This is a genomic window from Microcoleus sp. Pol17C6 (genome assembly GCF_036701145.1).
GTDB lineage: Bacteria > Cyanobacteriota > Cyanobacteriia > Cyanobacteriales > Microcoleaceae > Microcoleus.
In genome coordinates this window covers 1-18,174 of the sequence record NZ_JAUBQH010000048.1, presented here as the reverse complement: position 1 = coordinate 18,174, position 18,174 = coordinate 1, and the positions used below count along the sequence as shown (strand labels likewise).

General features: G+C 47.4%; 15 protein-coding genes. 5 read left to right on the top strand and 10 right to left on the bottom strand.

The window, feature by feature from the left end; all coding sequences use genetic code 11:
• Positions 1-221 precede the first annotated feature (221 nt).
• Positions 222-1,124, top strand: coding sequence for a calcium-binding protein (locus QUA25_RS21150; RefSeq protein WP_333041092.1), 903 nt, complete (start codon positions 222-224; stop codon positions 1,122-1,124).
• A 91-nt stretch (positions 1,125-1,215) separates the two neighbouring features.
• On the opposite strand, the gene QUA25_RS21145 is transcribed toward QUA25_RS21150, so the two are convergent.
• From QUA25_RS21145 to QUA25_RS21135, 3 genes are all read right to left on the bottom strand, one after another.
• Complete coding sequence (locus QUA25_RS21145; RefSeq protein ID WP_333041088.1) at positions 1,216-1,863, bottom strand: nucleoside triphosphate pyrophosphatase; 648 nt, start codon at positions 1,861-1,863, stop codon at positions 1,216-1,218.
• Positions 1,864-2,038: 175 nt separating this feature from the next.
• A complete protein-coding gene (gene psbP / locus QUA25_RS21140; protein WP_333041087.1) occupies positions 2,039-2,578 on the bottom strand; it encodes a photosystem II reaction center PsbP in 540 nt (179 codons plus the stop codon).
• 143 nt (positions 2,579-2,721) lie between these two features.
• Positions 2,722-2,934 carry a chlorophyll a/b-binding protein gene (locus QUA25_RS21135; RefSeq protein WP_193973911.1) on the bottom strand — a complete coding sequence of 71 codons (213 nt, stop codon included), beginning with the start codon at positions 2,932-2,934 and terminating at the stop codon, positions 2,722-2,724.
• Positions 2,935-3,260: 326 nt separating this feature from the next.
• On the opposite strand from QUA25_RS21135, the gene QUA25_RS21130 reads away from it, so the two are divergent.
• Positions 3,261-3,872 (top strand): hypothetical protein, encoded by a 612-nt coding sequence (locus QUA25_RS21130; protein ID WP_333041085.1) that lies wholly within the window; start codon positions 3,261-3,263, stop codon positions 3,870-3,872.
• 365 nt (positions 3,873-4,237) lie between these two features.
• Here the strand turns inward: QUA25_RS21130 and larB are convergent, their stop codons facing one another.
• The 6 genes from larB to trmD all read right to left on the bottom strand — a co-directional run bounded on the left by larB (position 4,238) and on the right by trmD (position 9,759).
• Entirely contained in the window at positions 4,238-5,041 is an 804-nt protein-coding gene (gene larB, locus QUA25_RS21125) for a nickel pincer cofactor biosynthesis protein LarB (protein ID WP_333041084.1), read from the bottom strand.
• A 35-nt stretch (positions 5,042-5,076) separates the two neighbouring features.
• On the bottom strand, positions 5,077-6,852 hold the full coding sequence (locus QUA25_RS21120) for an ABC transporter substrate-binding protein (RefSeq protein ID WP_333041082.1): 1,776 nt from the start codon (positions 6,850-6,852) through the stop codon (positions 5,077-5,079).
• A gap of 28 nt (positions 6,853-6,880) precedes the next feature.
• Positions 6,881-7,453 carry a PIN domain-containing protein gene (locus tag QUA25_RS21115; protein WP_333041081.1) on the bottom strand — a complete coding sequence of 191 codons (573 nt, stop codon included), beginning with the start codon at positions 7,451-7,453 and terminating at the stop codon, positions 6,881-6,883.
• Complete coding sequence (locus QUA25_RS21110) at positions 7,431-7,979, bottom strand: hypothetical protein (protein ID WP_333041079.1); 549 nt, start codon at positions 7,977-7,979, stop codon at positions 7,431-7,433. The genes QUA25_RS21115 and QUA25_RS21110 overlap by 23 nt, the downstream gene beginning before the upstream one ends.
• A gap of 45 nt (positions 7,980-8,024) precedes the next feature.
• Positions 8,025-8,504 (bottom strand): 2-C-methyl-D-erythritol 2,4-cyclodiphosphate synthase, encoded by a 480-nt coding sequence (gene ispF / locus QUA25_RS21105; RefSeq protein ID WP_015178243.1) that lies wholly within the window; start codon positions 8,502-8,504, stop codon positions 8,025-8,027.
• A 559-nt stretch (positions 8,505-9,063) separates the two neighbouring features.
• Positions 9,064-9,759 carry a tRNA (guanosine(37)-N1)-methyltransferase TrmD gene (trmD, locus tag QUA25_RS21100; protein ID WP_333041077.1) on the bottom strand — a complete coding sequence of 232 codons (696 nt, stop codon included), beginning with the start codon at positions 9,757-9,759 and terminating at the stop codon, positions 9,064-9,066.
• Positions 9,760-10,090: 331 nt separating this feature from the next.
• Here trmD and QUA25_RS21095 point away from each other — a divergent pair, with 331 nt between their 5' ends.
• From QUA25_RS21095 to QUA25_RS21085, 3 genes are all read left to right on the top strand, one after another.
• A complete protein-coding gene (locus QUA25_RS21095) occupies positions 10,091-10,984 on the top strand; it encodes a cyanophycinase (RefSeq protein ID WP_333041076.1) in 894 nt (297 codons plus the stop codon).
• A gap of 335 nt (positions 10,985-11,319) precedes the next feature.
• Entirely contained in the window at positions 11,320-14,040 is a 2,721-nt protein-coding gene (gene cphA / locus QUA25_RS21090) for a cyanophycin synthetase (RefSeq protein ID WP_333041075.1), read from the top strand.
• A gap of 395 nt (positions 14,041-14,435) precedes the next feature.
• Positions 14,436-17,855 carry a DNA methyltransferase gene (locus tag QUA25_RS21085; RefSeq protein ID WP_333041073.1) on the top strand — a complete coding sequence of 1,140 codons (3,420 nt, stop codon included), beginning with the start codon at positions 14,436-14,438 and terminating at the stop codon, positions 17,853-17,855.
• Between the two features lie 17 nt (positions 17,856-17,872).
• On the opposite strand, the gene QUA25_RS21080 is transcribed toward QUA25_RS21085, so the two are convergent.
• Positions 17,873-18,174, bottom strand: a 302-nt coding sequence (locus QUA25_RS21080) for a type II toxin-antitoxin system VapC family toxin (protein ID WP_333041072.1), incomplete at its 5' end; no start/stop codon positions are given.

Here is an 18,174-nt window from a genome sequence, read left to right as displayed (position 1 = left end):
CTCTCAATCCTCGTTCCCAGGCCGAGCCTGGGAAGACATATCAGCGAGGCTCTGCCTCCCGATTCCTGACATAAATTAAACAATATTTAAGATTCCCAAAAATCCGCCAGATCATATCCCATTTTAATTGTTTTAACCCCTGATTCCCGCATATATCTTAATTGGAACCTTTGTTAAAATCAGAATCTCAACAACGTCAATCAAAGCAGGAGAAAATTAGGATGTTAGAAACAAATATCGGAGAAATTAGAGCATTAGCTGAAAATTCAGACCCTATTATTGCTGATCCCCCAAACATCACATTACTCACAGGGCCATTGCCCAACCCAGGCAGCGACCCCAACTTTTTTGACTTAACTCCCAATAACGACGCATTTCAATTAGCAAATGGAATTCTCCGCAATACCCCCGGAGGTTTGCGCGCCTTAGTTGGTAACGATTTTGTCAGAGGTTCAGGTGGTGCGGAACTGATGAACGGTAACAGGGGCACAGATACTTTAATCGGAGGTTGTGGCAGCGATACTATTCGTGGCGGTCAAGGTTTTGATAAACTTTACGGAGAATGCGGCAGCGACATTCTCAGCGGCAATCAAGGCAATGACTACGCCTACGGAGGAACGGCAAATGACTTTGTTAGAGGCGGTCAAGGAAATGACAATTTAGTAGGAAACAGCGGCAACGATACTCTGATTGGTGATGCGGGAATTGACAAACTTTGGGGAAGTGAAGGTGCAGATTTATTTGTCCTCCGCAGAGAAGTGGGAGCAACTTCGGGGGAAATTGGTTCGATAGAGCCGGATTTTAATCTAGATAGAGTGCCGGCAGATTTTATTCTAGACTACAATACGGCTGAAGGTGATGTAATGGGATTGGCGTCTGGATTGACGCTAAATGATATTGTTTTGAGCGAAAGGTTGTTGAAGGTTGCTGATGCTAGAGATTTCGATAGCAGTGGCCCTTTGCCTCCGGGACAGGATCGAACTCTGGATTTTAGAGTGCTGAATACTAAGGCGACGGTGATTCGAGAAGCTAGCACCGGAAATATTCTGGGTTTGGTGAAAGATGTGTCGCCGACTCAACTTCAGTTTATATCTGTATCCGATGGGACGATCGCCCTTGGATAATCATCGTAGGTTTGTAGTAAGGACTAAAGTCCTGAGAGAAAATCTAAAGTCCTGACTACAAACCATTTCATTCGTTTCCAAATTCTGCATTTCAAGACCAAAAATCCGCCACATCATATCCCATTTCGGTGAGCATTTGTCGCAGCAGAGGTAAGCTCAAACCAATCACATTTGTGTGACATCCTTCGATTTGTTCCACAAAAAAGCCGCCTTTACCTTCCAGTGCAAAACAGCCTGCACAGGCGAGGGGCTCTCCGGTAGCGACGTAAGCCGCTATTTGGCGCGAGGTAACTTCCGCAAAATAAACTTTTGTAACTTGGCAGCGAATGACCGATCGCGACCTAGCCTCATCCAAGTCATCGAATCTAGTATCAATTAAAGCATGACCCGTATAGAGTTCGCCCACCTTACCGCGCATTTTCTGCCAGCGCGAGATTGCTTCTTCCGCATCCTTGGGTTTGCCGTGAATTTCGCCATCTATGAGCAAAATTGAATCACATCCCAACACCAAACACGATTTGGGATTGGAGATTTGCGGGTGAGAATTAGCCAGTAAAAACTTAGCTACAGCCTCAGCTTTTCCCTCTGCTAAAACCTGCACTAAATTAGTGGCATCTTTCATTTGTATTTGCCCTTCATCAAAGTCGCTGGGGCAAATCACAGCTTGAATGCCGGCATTTTCTAGCAGACGGCGGCGCGCTGGAGAAGCTGAAGCTAATACAAAAGTTGGAATTTTCATAAGTTAAGAAGTTCAGTTGACAGTTGACAGTTGACAGTTGACAGTTGACAGTTGTCAGTTGTCAGTCAACTGTGGTGAGGTTTCCAGCGAAGAGTCAACAGTCAACAGCGAACAGTCAACAGTCAACTGTCAACAATCCCCCATGCACCATGCCCAATTCCCAATTCCCAATTCCCTAATAAACAGAGAAAGATTTAACAACTTTCTCAAAAGCTTCTTTTACCTTGGGCCAGCGTTCTTCGGTAGTGGAAACGTTAAGCGTAAAAAGTTTGCCACGGCTGACGGCTACACTCGCTAAGTTGTGGCGTTCTTGGTTTGGCAACTTAACGGCGTATTCTAAAATGTAATAGTTTTTCGATCGCGATTCACGAGCTTCTGCATTGACTAATTCAGCTTCGCGGCCCGAATCAGCCGGGGCGATCGCACTTTTGCTGAGCTTGTATCCCACATCCGTCGGCGTTCCCAAATCCGCCAGAGTTTTGTCCTTGGCGACTGGACTGATTACCACGCTGACGTTCTCGGTTTGCTGAATCAAATCGCGGAACACCACATCGGGCCCGTTAGAAACCGCGATCGGCAGCCAGCCGTTAGGATAGAGAAATTGATAGCCGTCGCCAGTATCAACATAGCTTTTGAGTCCGGTGACTTTAGACACACAACCGGTTAATGTGAGGCTTAGAACCACCAGAAGTATTGCCGCAATTCGTTTGAGCATTCTTTTTACGGGTAGGGTAAAACAAAAATATTTAATTTTAATTGTCTCACCAAACCTTGCCCCTAAAAATAGTTAAGCTATGGATCGCTGTTTGTGTAACGCCAGCGATCCATAGCCATATAGTTTAATTGTTAACAAAATCATTACAGGTGAGTCAGCCAGCTAATCAGCCCGTGCTTGGTCGAAACTTCTAAAGCCAAGAGAGAAACAAAGCCAATCATGGCAAGGCGGCCGTTTAAGCGTTCTGCGTAGGGGGTAAAGCCGGTGCGGGGTTCGTCATCGATGTATACTGTCGGCTCGATCGCAAAATTGTTCATTTTGCCTTGGTCGTCCAGCATTAAGCCTCGGTTAGTCATCTTTTTTTTCCTAAATGGTTTTTAGTGTACTGTAAATAAATGTAACAGACTTGTGAAGATATGTAAAGGATTGTGAGAAATTTTTTTAAAAGACCTCGCTCTGACACCAGTTTTAAAAAAAATGCAACTGTAGGCAAGCTCTAAACCCTTATATAGTCAGTCTTTCCCAAGTCTAAAATCTAAAATCTAAAATCTAACAATGGTATGACTGTGGGTAGACTCTGGGCCCCGGAGGGGGGAGGATAGAGTGGAGAGGCACAAAAGTCGATGGTGTATGGCAAATCCAGTCTGGGTTTGACGAAAATTGTGGAACGGAGGAAAAATTTATGCGGGCCAGTCTGGAAATGCGGTGGTTTTATAGCGGTGCACTGCCAAAATCGCTCAATCAATGGTTTGGAAGCGAGAGTCTCGGCGCGTATCTTTCGCCTCCTGAAGAACGGGAAGACATATATTTGCTAGTACCTAACTGCGACTACTTGGGAGTGAAGCTGCGTGGGAAAACCTTGGAGGTAAAGTGGCGTCAGGCAGAGTTAGGGACGATGCAGTTCGCCAATCGCTGGGAAGGCAAAGCCGAAAAGTGGCTGAAGTGGGTTTGTGCGGACACCATGGCGCCGATACCGGCGGATATTGTGGCGACAGGAAAGTGGGTGGGAGTCAAGAAAAAGCGAGCGCAACGTCTTTATCAAGTTTCTGCGCCTGGTGTCCTGATATCTGTGCCTGTCGAAGCCCCAATTCCCCAAGGTTGCAGCGTGGAACTTACTCAGTTGAACATTAACGGCAGCGCGTGGTGGACTTTGGGATTTGAAGCGTTTGGCAGCGAAAGTTGTTTAACAGAAAGCCTGCAAACAGTTGCTAGTTGGACTAGCAAGAGTTATCAGGCCCAAAAGTTGAAAGCTGAGGATTCTTCTGCTTATCCGATTTGGCTGGGCAGCAAGTAATATCAAATCCGGCAATAATACCTCCTGTATTCTTTAGTCCTCCTATGCTGGGACGAGAAGCAAGTGTAGACGCAGTTTCAACCGCCGAGTCTGGCCGTCCTGGGCGCAACTGGCATATATGGTAAGGTGCTCTACTACCGGTAATCTTCAATAATCTTTCAATAACGAAGTCTGACGCACCTGAGATGTGGCACCATTTTCAATTAGGTTTTTTACGGGCGGGCAGGATGCCCACCCCACAAGAAAACTCACTCTTTGTGGAACACGCATCTTGCCTGTTCTTGAGAATGGTGCAAGATGCACCCTAAAAATTGATCGTCCTGTGACAGTTAGCCTTAGTCTGATCTAATCGAGGGGGTTTCTAACTATTCCCCCTCTCTCCCATTCACCCCCTCTCCTCTTCTTCCCACTCGGTCAGCACTTCTGAGAATTTGACAAGCCAAAATCGCAGCCCCAAATCCATTATCAATATTCACCACACCCACACCAGCGGCACAAGAATTGAGCATAGTTAAAAGAGGAGCAATCCCGCCAAAACTCGCGCCGTAACCTACACTCGTCGGCACAGCAATCACCGGACAATCTGCCAAACCCGCAACCACACTCGCCAAAGCACCTTCCATACCCGCAACCGCAATCAACACATCAGCACCGGCAATGACGTGCCGGTTGCTCAGCAAACGGTGAATGCCGGCAACTCCGACATCCCACAAACGTAGCACCTGAAAACCGCAAAGTTCCGCAGTAATTGCCGCCTCTTCCGCTACAGGCAAATCCGCCGTTCCCGCACTGATAATAGTCACAGTACCCGAATGCTGCGGAGTTGGGGAATTAGGAGAAATTGCACAAATTCGAGCCTTTTGGTAGTAGCACAAATCGGGTATTTTTTGTTGCAATTGCTCGAAAACTTCCGGTTCGATTCGCGTCGCCATCACCGCAGAATTTCGCCCGCGCATCGCCTCGATAATCTCAACAATTTGGTCGGGCGTTTTCCCCGGGCCCCAAATTACTTCAGGAAAACCCGTTCTTAAAGTACGGTGGTGGTCAATTTTGGCAAAATCGCCGACTTGTTCAAAGTCAAAATGCTTTAATTTATCCAAAGCTGCGATGGGGCTAATATCGCCGGCAGCCACAGATTCGAGTAACTTCTGTAAAATTTTAGGTTCCATTAATTAATGACTGACTAATGACTAATAACTGCTGACTATTCTGTTATTTGCAACTCGTACAAATTCCAAAAAGCACCGCCCAGAGCACTGTAGCGAATTCCCGAAACGCGATCGCGCACCGCCTCAAAAGTCAGCGGATTTACCATATAAACAAAAGGAACTTGTTCCGCTATAATCCGCTGCGTTTCTCCATAAAGCTCCTTGCGTTTCGCCTCATCAAGCTCCTGGGAAGCCTTCACATAAAGGTCATCGATTTTCTGCTCCCAGTCGTACACTTCCCAACCTTTAATCGGGGGTTCTCCGGATTGCGGGCCCTGGTTGAAACTGTGCAAAGTGCCATTGACTGACCAAATATTGTAGCCGCTGTGCGGTTCAGTACCTCCCGTAAAACCACCGAGGTAAGTATCCCAATTCCGCGTCAATCGCAGTTTTTCCACATAAGTGTTAAAACTGAGAAACTGCGTATCAATTTGCATCCCCAGTTTGCCTAAATCTTGCTTAATTTGCGTTCCCATTTGTTCCCTAACTTTTTTCCCGGCCGCCATCAACAAAGTAAATCGCACTTTGTTGCCTTCAGCATCCAACAATTCGCCGTTACTATTATACTTGAAGCCAGCACTTAACAGTAACTCTTTGGCTTTTTCCAGATTGTAACTGTAAGTTTTCAATCCCTGTTCTGGGGACAGATAGAACGGGCTTTGCGCCGGAATTGGGGAATGCAGCGGCGCGCCAAGTCCGCGATAGATATTGTTAGTCATCGCCTCGCGGTTGATGCCATAGGCGATCGCCTGCCGAAATTCCTTACTCGCAAACCAGCGAGACTTAACCGGGTCTACAAACGGCTGATTTTGAGCATTGCGCCCCTTATTCAGATTGAAACACATAAACACGCTGCCAGTATCCGGGCCGCCGTTGAAGACCGTATATTTGCCGCGTTTTTCCTCCCGTTTCAGCAGGGGAAACACTTCCGGTTCCACGTTCAGAGTATCCAAATCGCCCGATCGAAAATTCAGCAGTTGATTGTCAGTATTTTCGATAATTTGCCAAACAATTTGCTGGATGTAAGGCTGGACATTTCCCTCAGCATCTTTGCGCCAAAAATACGGATTTCTTTCCAAAACCACGCGCTGATTGGGAGTGTAGCTCAGCATTCTATATTGACCATTCCCCACAATTTTTTTAGGGTCAGTATCCGTCCCCCAAGTAGTCAGGAATTTAGGCTGACCATCGGCATCTGTATTTTCGACAGCTTCCTGTAAAATATGAGCTGGTAAAATTGGGATTCCCCCAGCATATCTAATAAATGGAGCAAAGGGTTCTGCAACGGAAAATTCAACGCGGCGGCTGTCTATTTTTTTTACTTTTGGGAATTGGCGACTCATGCCAACCCTCAGATTATCTTTCAAACCGCTAGGAATTTTATCATTGAAATAAATCTTTTCATAGCTGAAGATAATGTCATCAGTAGTCATCTGTTCGCCGTCCGACCATTTCAAACCCTCTCGCAGGGTGAAGACAATCTTTTTGCCATCTTTAGAAACTTCCCAGGACTCGGCTAAACCGGGTTCTAACTCCGAGGTCAAGCCGTTTTCGTTAATCAATCCCTCGTACATATAGCCAAAAACGCTGTATGCAGATTGGTTTAGCGGGTAGTTAAAGGTACCCGGGCCGCTAGGGGTGGGAACGATGAGTCTGTCTACTAAGTTAGTTGATCGCACGGGAGTACAAGCTGAGAGAGAGATCGCTGCAATTGCAGCCAGGAGAACAGCCAGCCAGCGGCGCTTTGAATGTAAAATAGGGAAATTTTTCATAATAATTTACTGTACCACCTACGTGCAATTATGACTGAGATTGTAGCCAACCTAGAAAGTTTTTAGTGACAGCGAAATACTTTGTAATCCCGGCTTCTCGCAAAACATCTTGAACTTCCGGTAGACCAAATTCTTTGACGTTACCGCTGAGAAATACTTTGGTTTCTGTAGAATGCGATCGGGCATGACTGAGGATACAGTGTAGAATCAAATTGTCTGTTGGGTCTTTTTCGATCAAAGTTTCGTTTAAGCTTGCTTCGACAATTTCTGGATTTAATGCAATCATTTCTGCATTTCTAGACATCCTACTTATCGCTTCATGCAAGCGAAATTTCATTTCATCTATTCGTTCTACATAGTAGAGTAATGACTCTTCTAAGTGAAAAAATAGAGATGCAGCCTGTTCAGATGTTACATCTCGCTTTGTTTCGCTAATTTTGCGGTTTAGCTGTTCCTTAAAATATTTTCGTCGCTTCAACTCGTCCTCGAAAGCTGACAAAGCCTCCATGTAACAAATGCTGGGTATGACCAACTGAACAGATGAGGACAAATCTCTGAGCAACATAATTGCTTCAGCCTCACGCCCTGTAGTAATACTCATCAGAAAGTTTGTCTCGATATATATAATTGCCACCTAATTCAACTCCTGATTTTGTTGTACCACCTGCGAGTAACGGGAGCAAACCGATGGCTGCTATCTCCTCTGATGCTGGCGGAATTTGGGATTTCCAGTTATAATCTAAGTCATGCAGCCACGACTGAATCACCCCCTCAATGGTACTTTCAGAGATCCATTTACTGCCAAAACTCGGCATATAATAGCGACATATTTCACCAGTATTGAGAGTGCAAACAGCCTCCGATAAATTCACACCATCCCATTTAAAAATCAGAATTTGTTCCGCGTCAATAAACATAGCATAGGGAACGATAGCGTTTTTTTCAGACAGCTTAGCTAACGTAGCTTTCAGCAAATCGATCGCCCGATCGACAATTTTCTGTTTTGCGTCTGCTTCTTGAGCTTGAATAATTTTAACCTCAATTAGCACGACTATGCGATCGTCCTTATCCAACGCGATGACATCCGCGTCTACAGGAAATTGTAATTCCCAAGTGTCAGTGTCCATGATTTCAGGCTTCCTAGCGATTTTGGATTAAAGAATTGTAGAGTTCTATTTTTTGCCCAGCAAAACTACAGCGTAGGCTGCAATTCCTTCTTCTCTCCCCACGGGGCCTAACTTTTCGTTGGTAGTAGCTTTGATGCCGATTTGGTCGGGTTTTAATTGTAGGACAGTAGAAAGCCGATCGCGCATTTGCTCAATATGCGGTTTCAGCTTTGGACGTTCTGCCACCACCACCGAATCAATATTGCCGATTTCCCAGCCTTTATCTAATATTAACTGATTCACTTGTGCCAGGAGTACGAGACTATCAGCACCTTTCCATTTCGGGTCAGTTGGCGGGAAATAAAGACCGATATCTCCTAAGCTGAGAGCTCCGAGCATAGCGTCCATGATAGCGTGGGTAAGTACGTCTGCGTCGCTGTGTCCTAATAAGCCTAATTCGTGGGGAATGTGGACGCCGCCAAGGATGAGGGGGCGTTCAGGAACTAAGCAGTGAATGTCGTAGCCGTTGCCGATGCGGATGTTCATGTAAAATTGAGGTTTGGGAAGTATAGCAAAAAACAATTATTTCATATTTGCGGGGAGATAGCTGAAAAAGAATAGTCTTGATTTACGGACTTTGCGGTAATTGTAGCAAAGACATACAGATGTCGGTTTGTCAGTCTGTCTTCGACAAAAAAGTTGTCTGGCATCTATCTTCTAGCTGTCCTTATTGCTCTCAGGCAATCGCGTTAGATAATACTGATGCTATACCTAAAGAAATGAGAAAATAAATTTTAGCAAAAGAAGGGAATTGGAACTTGATTGTATTGGAAGAATAACAACGTGCAACAGTTGTAACAAAAAGCCTGCGTCAGGCTATGGAATTGTCATTAGCTGAAGCGATGAACTTAAAAAAGAAGATGCCTGGTTCGGTTTTTGTCGGAACTAAAGCTGAGATCGAGCGACTAAGACATCTTTTAGCGGCTGAAGGCTTGAAAGCTTCAATAACCAAAACTGTAACTTAGTGCTGCCTGGGGAGTTCTATTAGCTTTAAATTGCTAATCATCCCTGAAGATCCAACTAATAACGGCTACATCCTCAAATCTTATTCTCCCCTCTCCTGCAACCACCGATCGTACAAATCCAGCCGGCGCGATCGAGTTCTTTCAATTTGCTGTTGCTTGCGCCAGCGAGCAATTTCTGCGTGATTACCAGACAGCAACACGTCGGGCACCTTCAATCCCCGAAAATCCGCCGGTCGAGTGTACTGCGGATAATCCAAAAGTCCGTCCTCAAAACTCTCAAACTTTAGGGAATCTTCCTTCGCCACAGTTCCTCGCAGCAATCGCAAAACCCCATTAATCAAAGCCAAAGCCGGAATTTCGCCCCCCGTGAGCACAAAATCCCCCAAAGACACCTCGCGAGTGACCAAATGCAGAACTCGATCGTCCACACCTTCATAATGACCGCAAATCAACACCAACTGATCGCGATCGGCCGCCAACTCCCGAAACATCGCCTGCTGCATCGGTTCCCCCTGGGGAGTCAGCAAAATCACCTCGCGCCGCGGCAAAACCGGCAGCGACTCCACCGCAGCAAAAATCGGTTCCGGTTTCATCAGCATCCCCACTCCGCCCCCGTAAGGCTCATCATCGACTCGCTGGTGTTTGTCTGTGGTAAAATCGCGGGGATTGACAAAATTCACCTCAGCAATCTTTTTAGCTAAGGCTTTGCCCATCAGTCCCGACTCTAGGGGAGCCCGGAAAAATTCTGGAAATAGGGTAACAACGTCAAATCGCACGATTATTGGAATTTCATTGATACATCACCTCTAGTTTGACCTTTAGAGGGAGTTCAGTTTTCAGTAATTGCTTTATTCTTTATAATTTCTTATAATTTCTGAAAATTTTGGCAAGTTAAATTCTCTTCCTGTGTCGGCGGGCCGATTTTGTACAAAAATAATCTGTTTTTCATGACACCGACTGCAAGTAAACTCGCCCCAAACAACTGCGGGATAGTGCGATCGGCGATCGCACCTCACTGGCACAAACAAAAATTTATTCTTAAAAAGCCCTATTGTACCCACAGCAACGGCAAAATTGAATTTCACATCCAACAGAGGAAGACACACCATGCAGCAGTTGACATCTCAAGCCCTTGAACACAATATTCCCCAGCGCACAAAAACCTCGATTATGGTCATCGGGGGAGCCGAAGACAAAGTTCACGGGCGAGAGATTCTGAACACCTTTTTTTGCCGTGCTGGGGGTGCAAACGCTCGGCTGGCGATCGTTCCGTGCGCTTCGCGAGATCCCGAAGGAATTAGCAACCGCTACCGCACAATATTTGACGAAATGGGCGTTAGCGCCGTCAAAGTAGTGGACATCCGCGAACGCGAACAAGGCGAAAACCCCGTCTGGAAAGATTACTTAGAAGACTGTACGGGCGTATTCATCACAGGCGGCGACCAACTACGGCTCTGTGGACTACTGGCGGACACCCCGCTGATGGAAAAGATTCGCAAAGAAACTCTCGAAGGCAAGATTACGCTCGCTGGCACCAGCGCGGGTGCTGCGGTGATGGGATATCACATGATTGCAGGCGGTGGGAGTGGGGCGTCACCAAACCGCTCTTTAGTAGACATGGCAAACGGACTTAACATTATTCCTGAGATCATCGTAGACCAGCATTTTCACAACCGCAACCGCATGGCTCGCTTGCTGTCGGCTGTGGCTTGCCATCCAGATCGCCTCGCTATTGGTATTGACGAAGACACGTGCGCCTTGTTTGAGGGAGACGATACTATGAAAATTCTTGGTAAAGGCACTGTGACTATTGTTGATTCTAGGGAAAATTTTTATACCAATGAGTCTATGGTAGGAGCGACAGAACCCTTAAGTCTGTTCAATATGCGCTTGCACGTTCTGTGTCACGGAGATTGCTACAATATGCCCCTCGGCAAACCAATGCCATCAGGAGCCTGTTCCGAGTCTGGCTGGCCCCCCGAATGCCGCACAGCCAACTAACGTAGAACATCTCTTGTCATTGATTCGGCAGAAATTAGGCGACATTCCGGCCGAATCATGGATACAAAAATAGAATAGATTCCGAAGCAGCCACGGTCTGACCCCAGGCCGAACCACAGAAAATTCTAGCTTCGGGCTTTGAGTTTTGGCTAGCCATTGGCCTGTACTTGTTTTTAGCCGATCGTACGGGCATGAATTTTCAATTGGGTAGCCCATAACTGGAAATTCACTCCCAAACTGTTCGCAGCGAACAGTCGATCGAGCAATCTAGATCGAAATTGAATAAATGCTCCAATTATCTATAAGATTTCGCGCCCCATACCCCTCTAACTGCCATGAAAATACTTAAAATCCAGACCTTACGCGGCCCCAACTACTGGAGCATCCGACGCCAAAAACTCGTCCTGATGCGTCTGGATTTAGAGGAGTGGGCAGATAAAACCACAGCGGAAATTCCTGGCTTCTACGAAGGGTTGATCGCCGCTCTTCCGAGTTTGAACGACCATCACTGTTCTCCAGGCCATCAGGGAGGATTCCTGCAACGGGTCAGAGAAGGGACAATGATGGGACACGTAATCGAACACGTCGCCCTAGAACTTCAGGAAATGGCAGGAATGCCGGTCGGGTTCGGTCGCACCCGCGAGACTGCGACCCCAGGCATTTACCAAGTAGTAATCGAGTATCAACACGAACAAGCAGGTCGCTATGCAGCCCGGGCGGGGGTGCGGATGTGCCAAAGCATTGCCGAGACAGGCACTTATCCAGCAGCAGAATTAGTCCAAGATTTGAGAGACCTGAGAGAGTTTGCTGCGTCGGCAGCCCTAGGGCCGAGCACGGAAACACTGATTAAGGAAGCAGAAGCGCGCGGCATTCCTTGGATACCTTTGAGCGCCCGGTTTATGATTCAACTCGGCTACGGGGTTCACCAAAAGCGGATTCAGGCAACTCTGAGCAACCGCACGGGAGTTTTGGGAGTAGAACTTGCCTGTGACAAGGAAGGTACCAAAAATATCCTCGCCAGCGCCGGTGTACCGGTTCCCAGAGGGACGGTGATTCATTATTTGGATGAACTGCGCGGGGCGATCGAAGATGTCGGCGGTTATCCGATCGTCCTCAAACCCCTAGACGGCAACCACGGCCGCGGCATTACGATCGACATCAATTCCTGGGAAGCAGCAGAAGAAGCCTACGACTTAGCCAGCGCGGCATCAAAAACAAAAAGCGTGATAGTCGAGCGCTATTACGTCGGCCGCGACCACAGAGTATTGGTAGTCAACGGGCAAGTCATAGCAGTTGCAGAACGAGTCCCCGCTAACGTCGTGGGTAACGGCAAGTTTACAGTAGAACAGCTTATTGAAGAAGTAAACCGCGACCCGCAGCGAGGAGACGGACACGACAACGTGCTCACCCGGATCACGATCGACAAATTGTCCCTGGATTTGCTGCAAAAACAAGGATACGCGATGGACTCCGTAGTGCCCGCCGGCGAAAGAGTATTTTTGCGCGCGACAGCAAACTTGAGTACCGGTGGAATTGCAGTCGATCGCACCGACGAAATCCACCCAGAAAACGTCTGGCTGTTTTCCAGAGTCGCCAAAATTATCGGTTTGGACATCGCCGGCATTGACGTAGTAACTCCCGACATTTCCCAACCCCTGCGCGATGTCAACGGCGTCATCGTCGAAGTCAACGCAGCACCGGGTTTCAGAATGCACGTCGCCCCCAGTCAGGGTTTGCCCCGCAACGTCGCCGGCGCCGTCTTCGATATGCTTTTCCCCTCGCCTCAACCCAGCCGGGTGCCGATTTTAGCGGTAACCGGAACCAACGGCAAAACGACAACCACTCGCCTGCTTGCCCACATTGTCAAGCAGACAGGTCAGATTACCGGCTACACGACTACCGACGGCACTTACATCGGCGATTATTTGGTCGAAAGCGGAGACAATACCGGGCCGCAGAGTGCTCAATTGATTTTGTCTGACCCGACGGTGGAAGTGGCGGTACTGGAAACGGCTAGAGGCGGAATTTTGCGATCGGGCCTCGGCTTCGATCAGTGCGATGTTGGCGTCGTCTTGAACGTCGCAGCCGATCACTTGGGAATTGGCGACATCGACACCGTGGAACAACTAGCCAAACTCAAGAGCGTCCTCGTCGAGTCGGTAATGCCCAAAGGCTATGCAGTTTTAAATGCAGATGACCCGCTAGTATCACAAATGGCGCAGCGTGTCAAGGCTCAAATTGCATATTTTTCGATGAACCCGGACAACGAACTGGTTGCCAAACATACCGCTGCCGGCGGGCTGGCAGCGATTTACGAAAATGGGTATTTGTCGATTTTGAAAGGCGATTGGACGCTGCGAATTGAACAGGCTGTGAACGTGCCGCTGACGATGGGCGGGCGGGCGCCGTTTATGATTGCTAATGCTTTAGCAGCTTGTTTGGCGGCTTTTGCCCAAGGATTGAAAATAGAAGATATTCGCGCTGCTTTGTCAAGCTTCCAAGCATCCGTCGGTCAAACTCCCGGAAGGATGAACTTGTTTAATTTGGGCAGCTATCACGCTTTGCTAGACTACGCCCACAACCCCCACAGCTACAAAGCTTTGGGCAGTTTCGTGCTGAATTGGCCGGGACGGCGGATCGGGGTAGTAGGTGCGCCCGGAGACCGCCGAGATGAAGATTTTGTCACGCTGGGCAAACTTTCGGCCGAAATGTTCGATCGTATTATTGTGAAGGAAGATATTGACAGGCGCGGGCGAGAACCCGGTGCTGTGGCCAAGTTAATTTGCCAGGGAATTGCAGAGGCGATTTCAGCAGGAACCGCAAAGAAATCTCAAGTTGAATACGAGTTGATTCTCGACGAAACAACAGCCGTTAACAAAGCTTTAGATGAGGCGCCGGCCGGCAGTTTGGTAGTGATTTTACCTGAAAGTGTCAACAAAGCTTTGACTTTAATTGAAGCCCGGAAACCGATTAAGGAATCTGTGGAAGTGCAAAATGGTTTAGATCGATCGAAGTCACAGGAAAGTTTAAAACCGACTGTGGTGAATCAAGGCTAAACTCTTAAGTCTCATTTAATTAATAGGTTGGGTTACTTGTGTTAAACCCAACCTATTTGTTTTAAAATCAATACTATTTTTGAAGATTTTTTTGTGTATTGCATTGAACAAAGGGTAGAGAGAGCGATCGACTTATATTAAATCGGGTACCATCGTCGGGCGTAAAATCCAGTCAACAGTCAACCACAGACGGTGCAACCGGATTCGATATAATTCATCTGCGTTAATCCGTGTCTATCTGCCCTCATCTGCGGTTAAAAAAAGATAATTTCTTCACCGCAGATGACAAGGGATTGACACAGATTCACGCAGATGAATAGCATAGATACATCAATAATTCCGATGCTAACAGAGAAGTATAGAATCAGGAAAAAGCAAGCAGCAGGGATTGAAGCATGAATGAAGCCGATCGCACGCGTGTCGAAACATTCATCACGCGCTGGGCAGGTTCTAGCGGTAACGAACGGGCAAACTACCAGTTGTTTTTTGCCGAAATGTGCGATGCGCTGGGAGTCGATCGCCCTTTTGATAAAGGCAGAATTCCCAACGATCCCTACTGCTTTGATAAAGATGTCAAAATTTTTCACCCCAGCGGCAAAGTAACTCCGGGGTTTATTGACTTTTACAAAGCCGAGCATTTTTTGATTGAGGCAAAACAGGGCGGAACAACGGGTAAAAAAGGAACGGCAAAGCGGGGGACAAATACCTATTTGCGAGAGATGGAAAAAGCGTTTGTGCAGGCGATCGCCTATACCCGCAGTCTCAGCAGCAAACCGCCGTTTTTGTTAACTTGCGATATTGGCGATCATTTTGAATTATGGATGGGGTTTAGTGGCGATTATGGCGGCTATGGGGCGCGGCGAGAAATTGCGCTGGCAGAGTTGCTAAAAGCCGATGTTTTCGATTTGTTTGTCGATATTTTTAGCAATCCCCAACAGCGCAATCCAGAGAAAATTGCGGCGCGGGTGACGCGGGAAGTGGCGGCGGATTTGGCAGAGTTGGCGAAGCGGATGGAGGCGAATGTCGATCCGCAGCAAGTCGCCCAGTTTTTGATGCGCTGTATTTTCACCATGTTTGCTGAGGATGTGGGGTTACTGAAGGAACACTTATTTACGCAGGCGCTGGAAACGCGGTGGATTCTCAATCCGAAGACTTTTAAGCCGGAGGTAGAGGCGCTGTGGGAGGCGATGAATGAGGGGACGAGTTTTGGCTTTCATGGCAAACTGTTGCGGTTTAATGGGGGATTGTTTGGGGAGTCGCAGGCGTTTGCTTTGACAAAGGCGCAGTTGGAGGTGTTGTTGCAGGCGGCGAAGCGGGATTGGTGCAATGTGGAACCGGCGATTTTTGGGACGTTGTTGGAAAGGGCGCTGGATTCGAGGGAACGGAGTAAGTTGGGGGCTCATTATACCCCGCGATCGTATGTGGAACGGTTGGTAAAACCTGTGGTGATGGAGCCTTTGGGCGATCGCTGGATTGCGGTACAAGCGGAGGTTAAACAGTTGCTGAACGCGGGGGAATCGGAACCGACTGCAAATCAAAGGAAAAAGGCGACATCAGTTTTAGAGGCATTTCTGACGGAGTTACAAGGGGTGAAGATTCTCGATCCGGCGTGCGGATCGGGTAATTTCCTCTATGTCACGTTGGATTTGTTGAAGGGGTTGGAATCGGAGGTGTTGCGGCGCTTGGAAGATGTCACCGGATCGGCGCAGTTGCGGTTAGATATTGCTCAAGTTAATCCGAGTCAGTTTTTGGGGATTGAGATCAATCCTAGGGCGGCGGCGATCGCAGATTTGGTGATTTGGATTGGATATTTGCAGTGGCATTTTCGGCGGTTTGGCGACATTCCGCCGATCGAACCTGTGTTGCGGGAGTACAACAATATTGAATGCCGGGATGCGCTGTTGGCCTATGACCGGAGGGAACCGGATGTGGATGCGGCGGGGAAGGTGAGAACTCGCTGGGGCGGGCGGATGATGAAAAGTCCGGTGACGGGGGAGGATATTCCCGATCCTACAAACCAAGTGACGATTTATCGGTATTTGAATCCAAGGGCAGCCGAGTGGCAGGAAGCGGATTATATTGTGTCGAATCCGCCGTTTATTGGGAATCGTAAAATGCGCGAAATTTTGGGAGATGGGTATGTCGAAACATTGAGAAAAGTTTATAAAGATGTACCGGATACAGTTGATTTTGTGATGTACTGGTGGCACAAAGCAGCAGAGGTAGTACGTGCTAGAAATGTTAACATATTTGGGTTTATCACAACAAATAGTATTCGTCAGGTTTGGCAAAAAAAAGTTATAGATTTTCACTTATTAAATCCGAAAAATCCACTTCGGTTAATTTATGCCATTCCCGATCACCCTTGGACTGATGATGGCGCACAGGTCAGAATTTCTATGACGGTCTGTGAACTTAGTAATTATGACACATCGAGACTAATTAAATTGGGACTCGTAATTCGTGAATCTGAAGCAGAAAAACCAGAAGATTCCGCAGGAGAAATTAAAATAGAGTGGAAAAATGCAGGAAAAATATTTAGCAATCTTCAAGCTGGAACAGATGTTTCTAGTGCCGCTTCTCTCAAGAGTAATCAGATGTTAGGTTGTCTTGGGGTAAAACTTCATGGTATGGGTTTTTGTTTGACAGAAGCAGAAGCAAAGAACTTGGAGACAGAAGTAATTCACCCTTATCTAAATGGTCGTGACTTGCTACAATTTTCAAGAAAAGCATTAGTCATAGATCTATTTGGACTAACAGAAAATGAAGTTTTTGCTCGTTATCCGAATGTCTACCAATGGATTTATGAGCGTGTCAAACCAGAGCGTGAAAAGAACAATCGTCCAGCCTATCGCGAAAAATGGTGGATTTTCGCCGAACCGCGTTCAAGTTTCCGCCCTGCTCTAAAAACGATATCTCGTTATATAGGTAGTACGCAAACCAGTAAGCATCGTGTGTTCAGTTTTATTGATACTAAAGTTATTCCCGATCAGAAAATTCTTGCGATCGCTTTAGATGATGCTTATTTCTTGGGAGTTCTTTCTAGTCAAATTCATGTTAAATGGGCATTAGTATGTGGCGGGCAGCTTGGTCCGACCCCTGTTTATGTCCAAACTACTTGCTTCGACCCCTTCCCCTTCCCCGACCCCACCGACACCCAAAAACAAACCATCCGAGAACTCGGAGAACGCCTCGACAGCCACCGCAAACGAGTCCAAGCCACTCACCCCGAAGTCACCATCACCGCGATGTACAACCTCCTCGAAAAACTCCGCCAAGGCGAACCCCTCGACGACAAAGACAAAGCCTTCAACCAAAAAGCCCTAGTCTCCACCCTCAAACAAATCCACGACGAACTCGATGCCGCCGTATTTGCCGCCTATGGTTGGGAATCCACCCTCACCGACGACCAAATCCTGGAAAACCTCGTCACCCTCAACGCCCAACGCGCCGAAGAAGAACGCAACGGACTGATTCGCTGGCTGCGCCCCGACTACCAAGCCCCCGGCGAAACCTACGTGCAACCATCCCTTGCAGGTATCACCACGGAAACCGAAACCTCTATCGCCCCCACGGAACAACAACCCTTCCCCAAAACCCTCAAAGAGCAACTTTCCGCCATCCGCGACTTATTCCGCACCCAAAGCGGCGAATGGACAGCCGCCCAAGTCACCGCCCACTTCAAAGCAGCCAGCCGCAAACAAAAAGTCATTCTCGACTGTCTGGAAAGCCTGGAAGATTTGGGGATTTTGCTCAGTCATACTGAAAATGGGATGACTTTCTGGCATCTCGCAGAAGTTGGAAATGCCGGATAAGCTTGGCTTGGCAATTGTTATGTCCAATCCTCCAAAACCAGTCCTGGGACTTGTGCAAAATCTTGTCGATTTCGCGTCACTAAAATTGAGTTATTAACCAAAGCAATGGACGCAATCCGCAAATCTTGTGTCCCAATTCGTATTCCCTGACGGCGCAGCGCCAAATATTGCTCGCAAGCTGACTCGGTAAAATCCAGAACTAGAAAATCGTTGAGAAATTTAACAGCCGATCTCAAACCCACATAAGAGACCTCCACAAAAAAAATGATCCAACAGCTATGTGGGTTTAGCGAAAATTTCCACGAACCATTTTTGAAGA

Excerpts from the sequence above, each read along its gene's own strand:
- cphA (WP_333041075.1), top strand. The coding sequence starts at position 11,320 with ATGAAAATACTTAAAATCCAGACCTTACGCGGCCCCAACTACTGGAGC.
- QUA25_RS21115 (WP_333041081.1), bottom strand. The coding sequence starts at position 7,453 with ATGAGTATTACTACAGGGCGTGAGGCTGAAGCAATTATGTTGCTCAGA.
- QUA25_RS21145 (WP_333041088.1), bottom strand. The coding sequence starts at position 1,863 with ATGAAAATTCCAACTTTTGTATTAGCTTCAGCTTCTCCAGCGCGCCGC.
- QUA25_RS21095 (WP_333041076.1), top strand. The coding sequence starts at position 10,091 with ATGCAGCAGTTGACATCTCAAGCCCTTGAACACAATATTCCCCAGCGC.
- ispF (WP_015178243.1), bottom strand. The coding sequence starts at position 8,504 with ATGAACATCCGCATCGGCAACGGCTACGACATTCACTGCTTAGTTCCT.
- QUA25_RS21085 (WP_333041073.1), top strand. The coding sequence starts at position 14,436 with ATGAATGAAGCCGATCGCACGCGTGTCGAAACATTCATCACGCGCTGG.
- psbP (WP_333041087.1), bottom strand. The coding sequence starts at position 2,578 with ATGCTCAAACGAATTGCGGCAATACTTCTGGTGGTTCTAAGCCTCACA.
- QUA25_RS21120 (WP_333041082.1), bottom strand. The coding sequence starts at position 6,852 with ATGAAAAATTTCCCTATTTTACATTCAAAGCGCCGCTGGCTGGCTGTT.
- QUA25_RS21150 (WP_333041092.1), top strand. The coding sequence starts at position 222 with ATGTTAGAAACAAATATCGGAGAAATTAGAGCATTAGCTGAAAATTCA.
- QUA25_RS21135 (WP_193973911.1), bottom strand. The coding sequence starts at position 2,934 with ATGACTAACCGAGGCTTAATGCTGGACGACCAAGGCAAAATGAACAAT.
- QUA25_RS21130 (WP_333041085.1), top strand. The coding sequence starts at position 3,261 with ATGCGGGCCAGTCTGGAAATGCGGTGGTTTTATAGCGGTGCACTGCCA.
- QUA25_RS21110 (WP_333041079.1), bottom strand. The coding sequence starts at position 7,979 with ATGGACACTGACACTTGGGAATTACAATTTCCTGTAGACGCGGATGTC.
- larB (WP_333041084.1), bottom strand. The coding sequence starts at position 5,041 with ATGGAACCTAAAATTTTACAGAAGTTACTCGAATCTGTGGCTGCCGGC.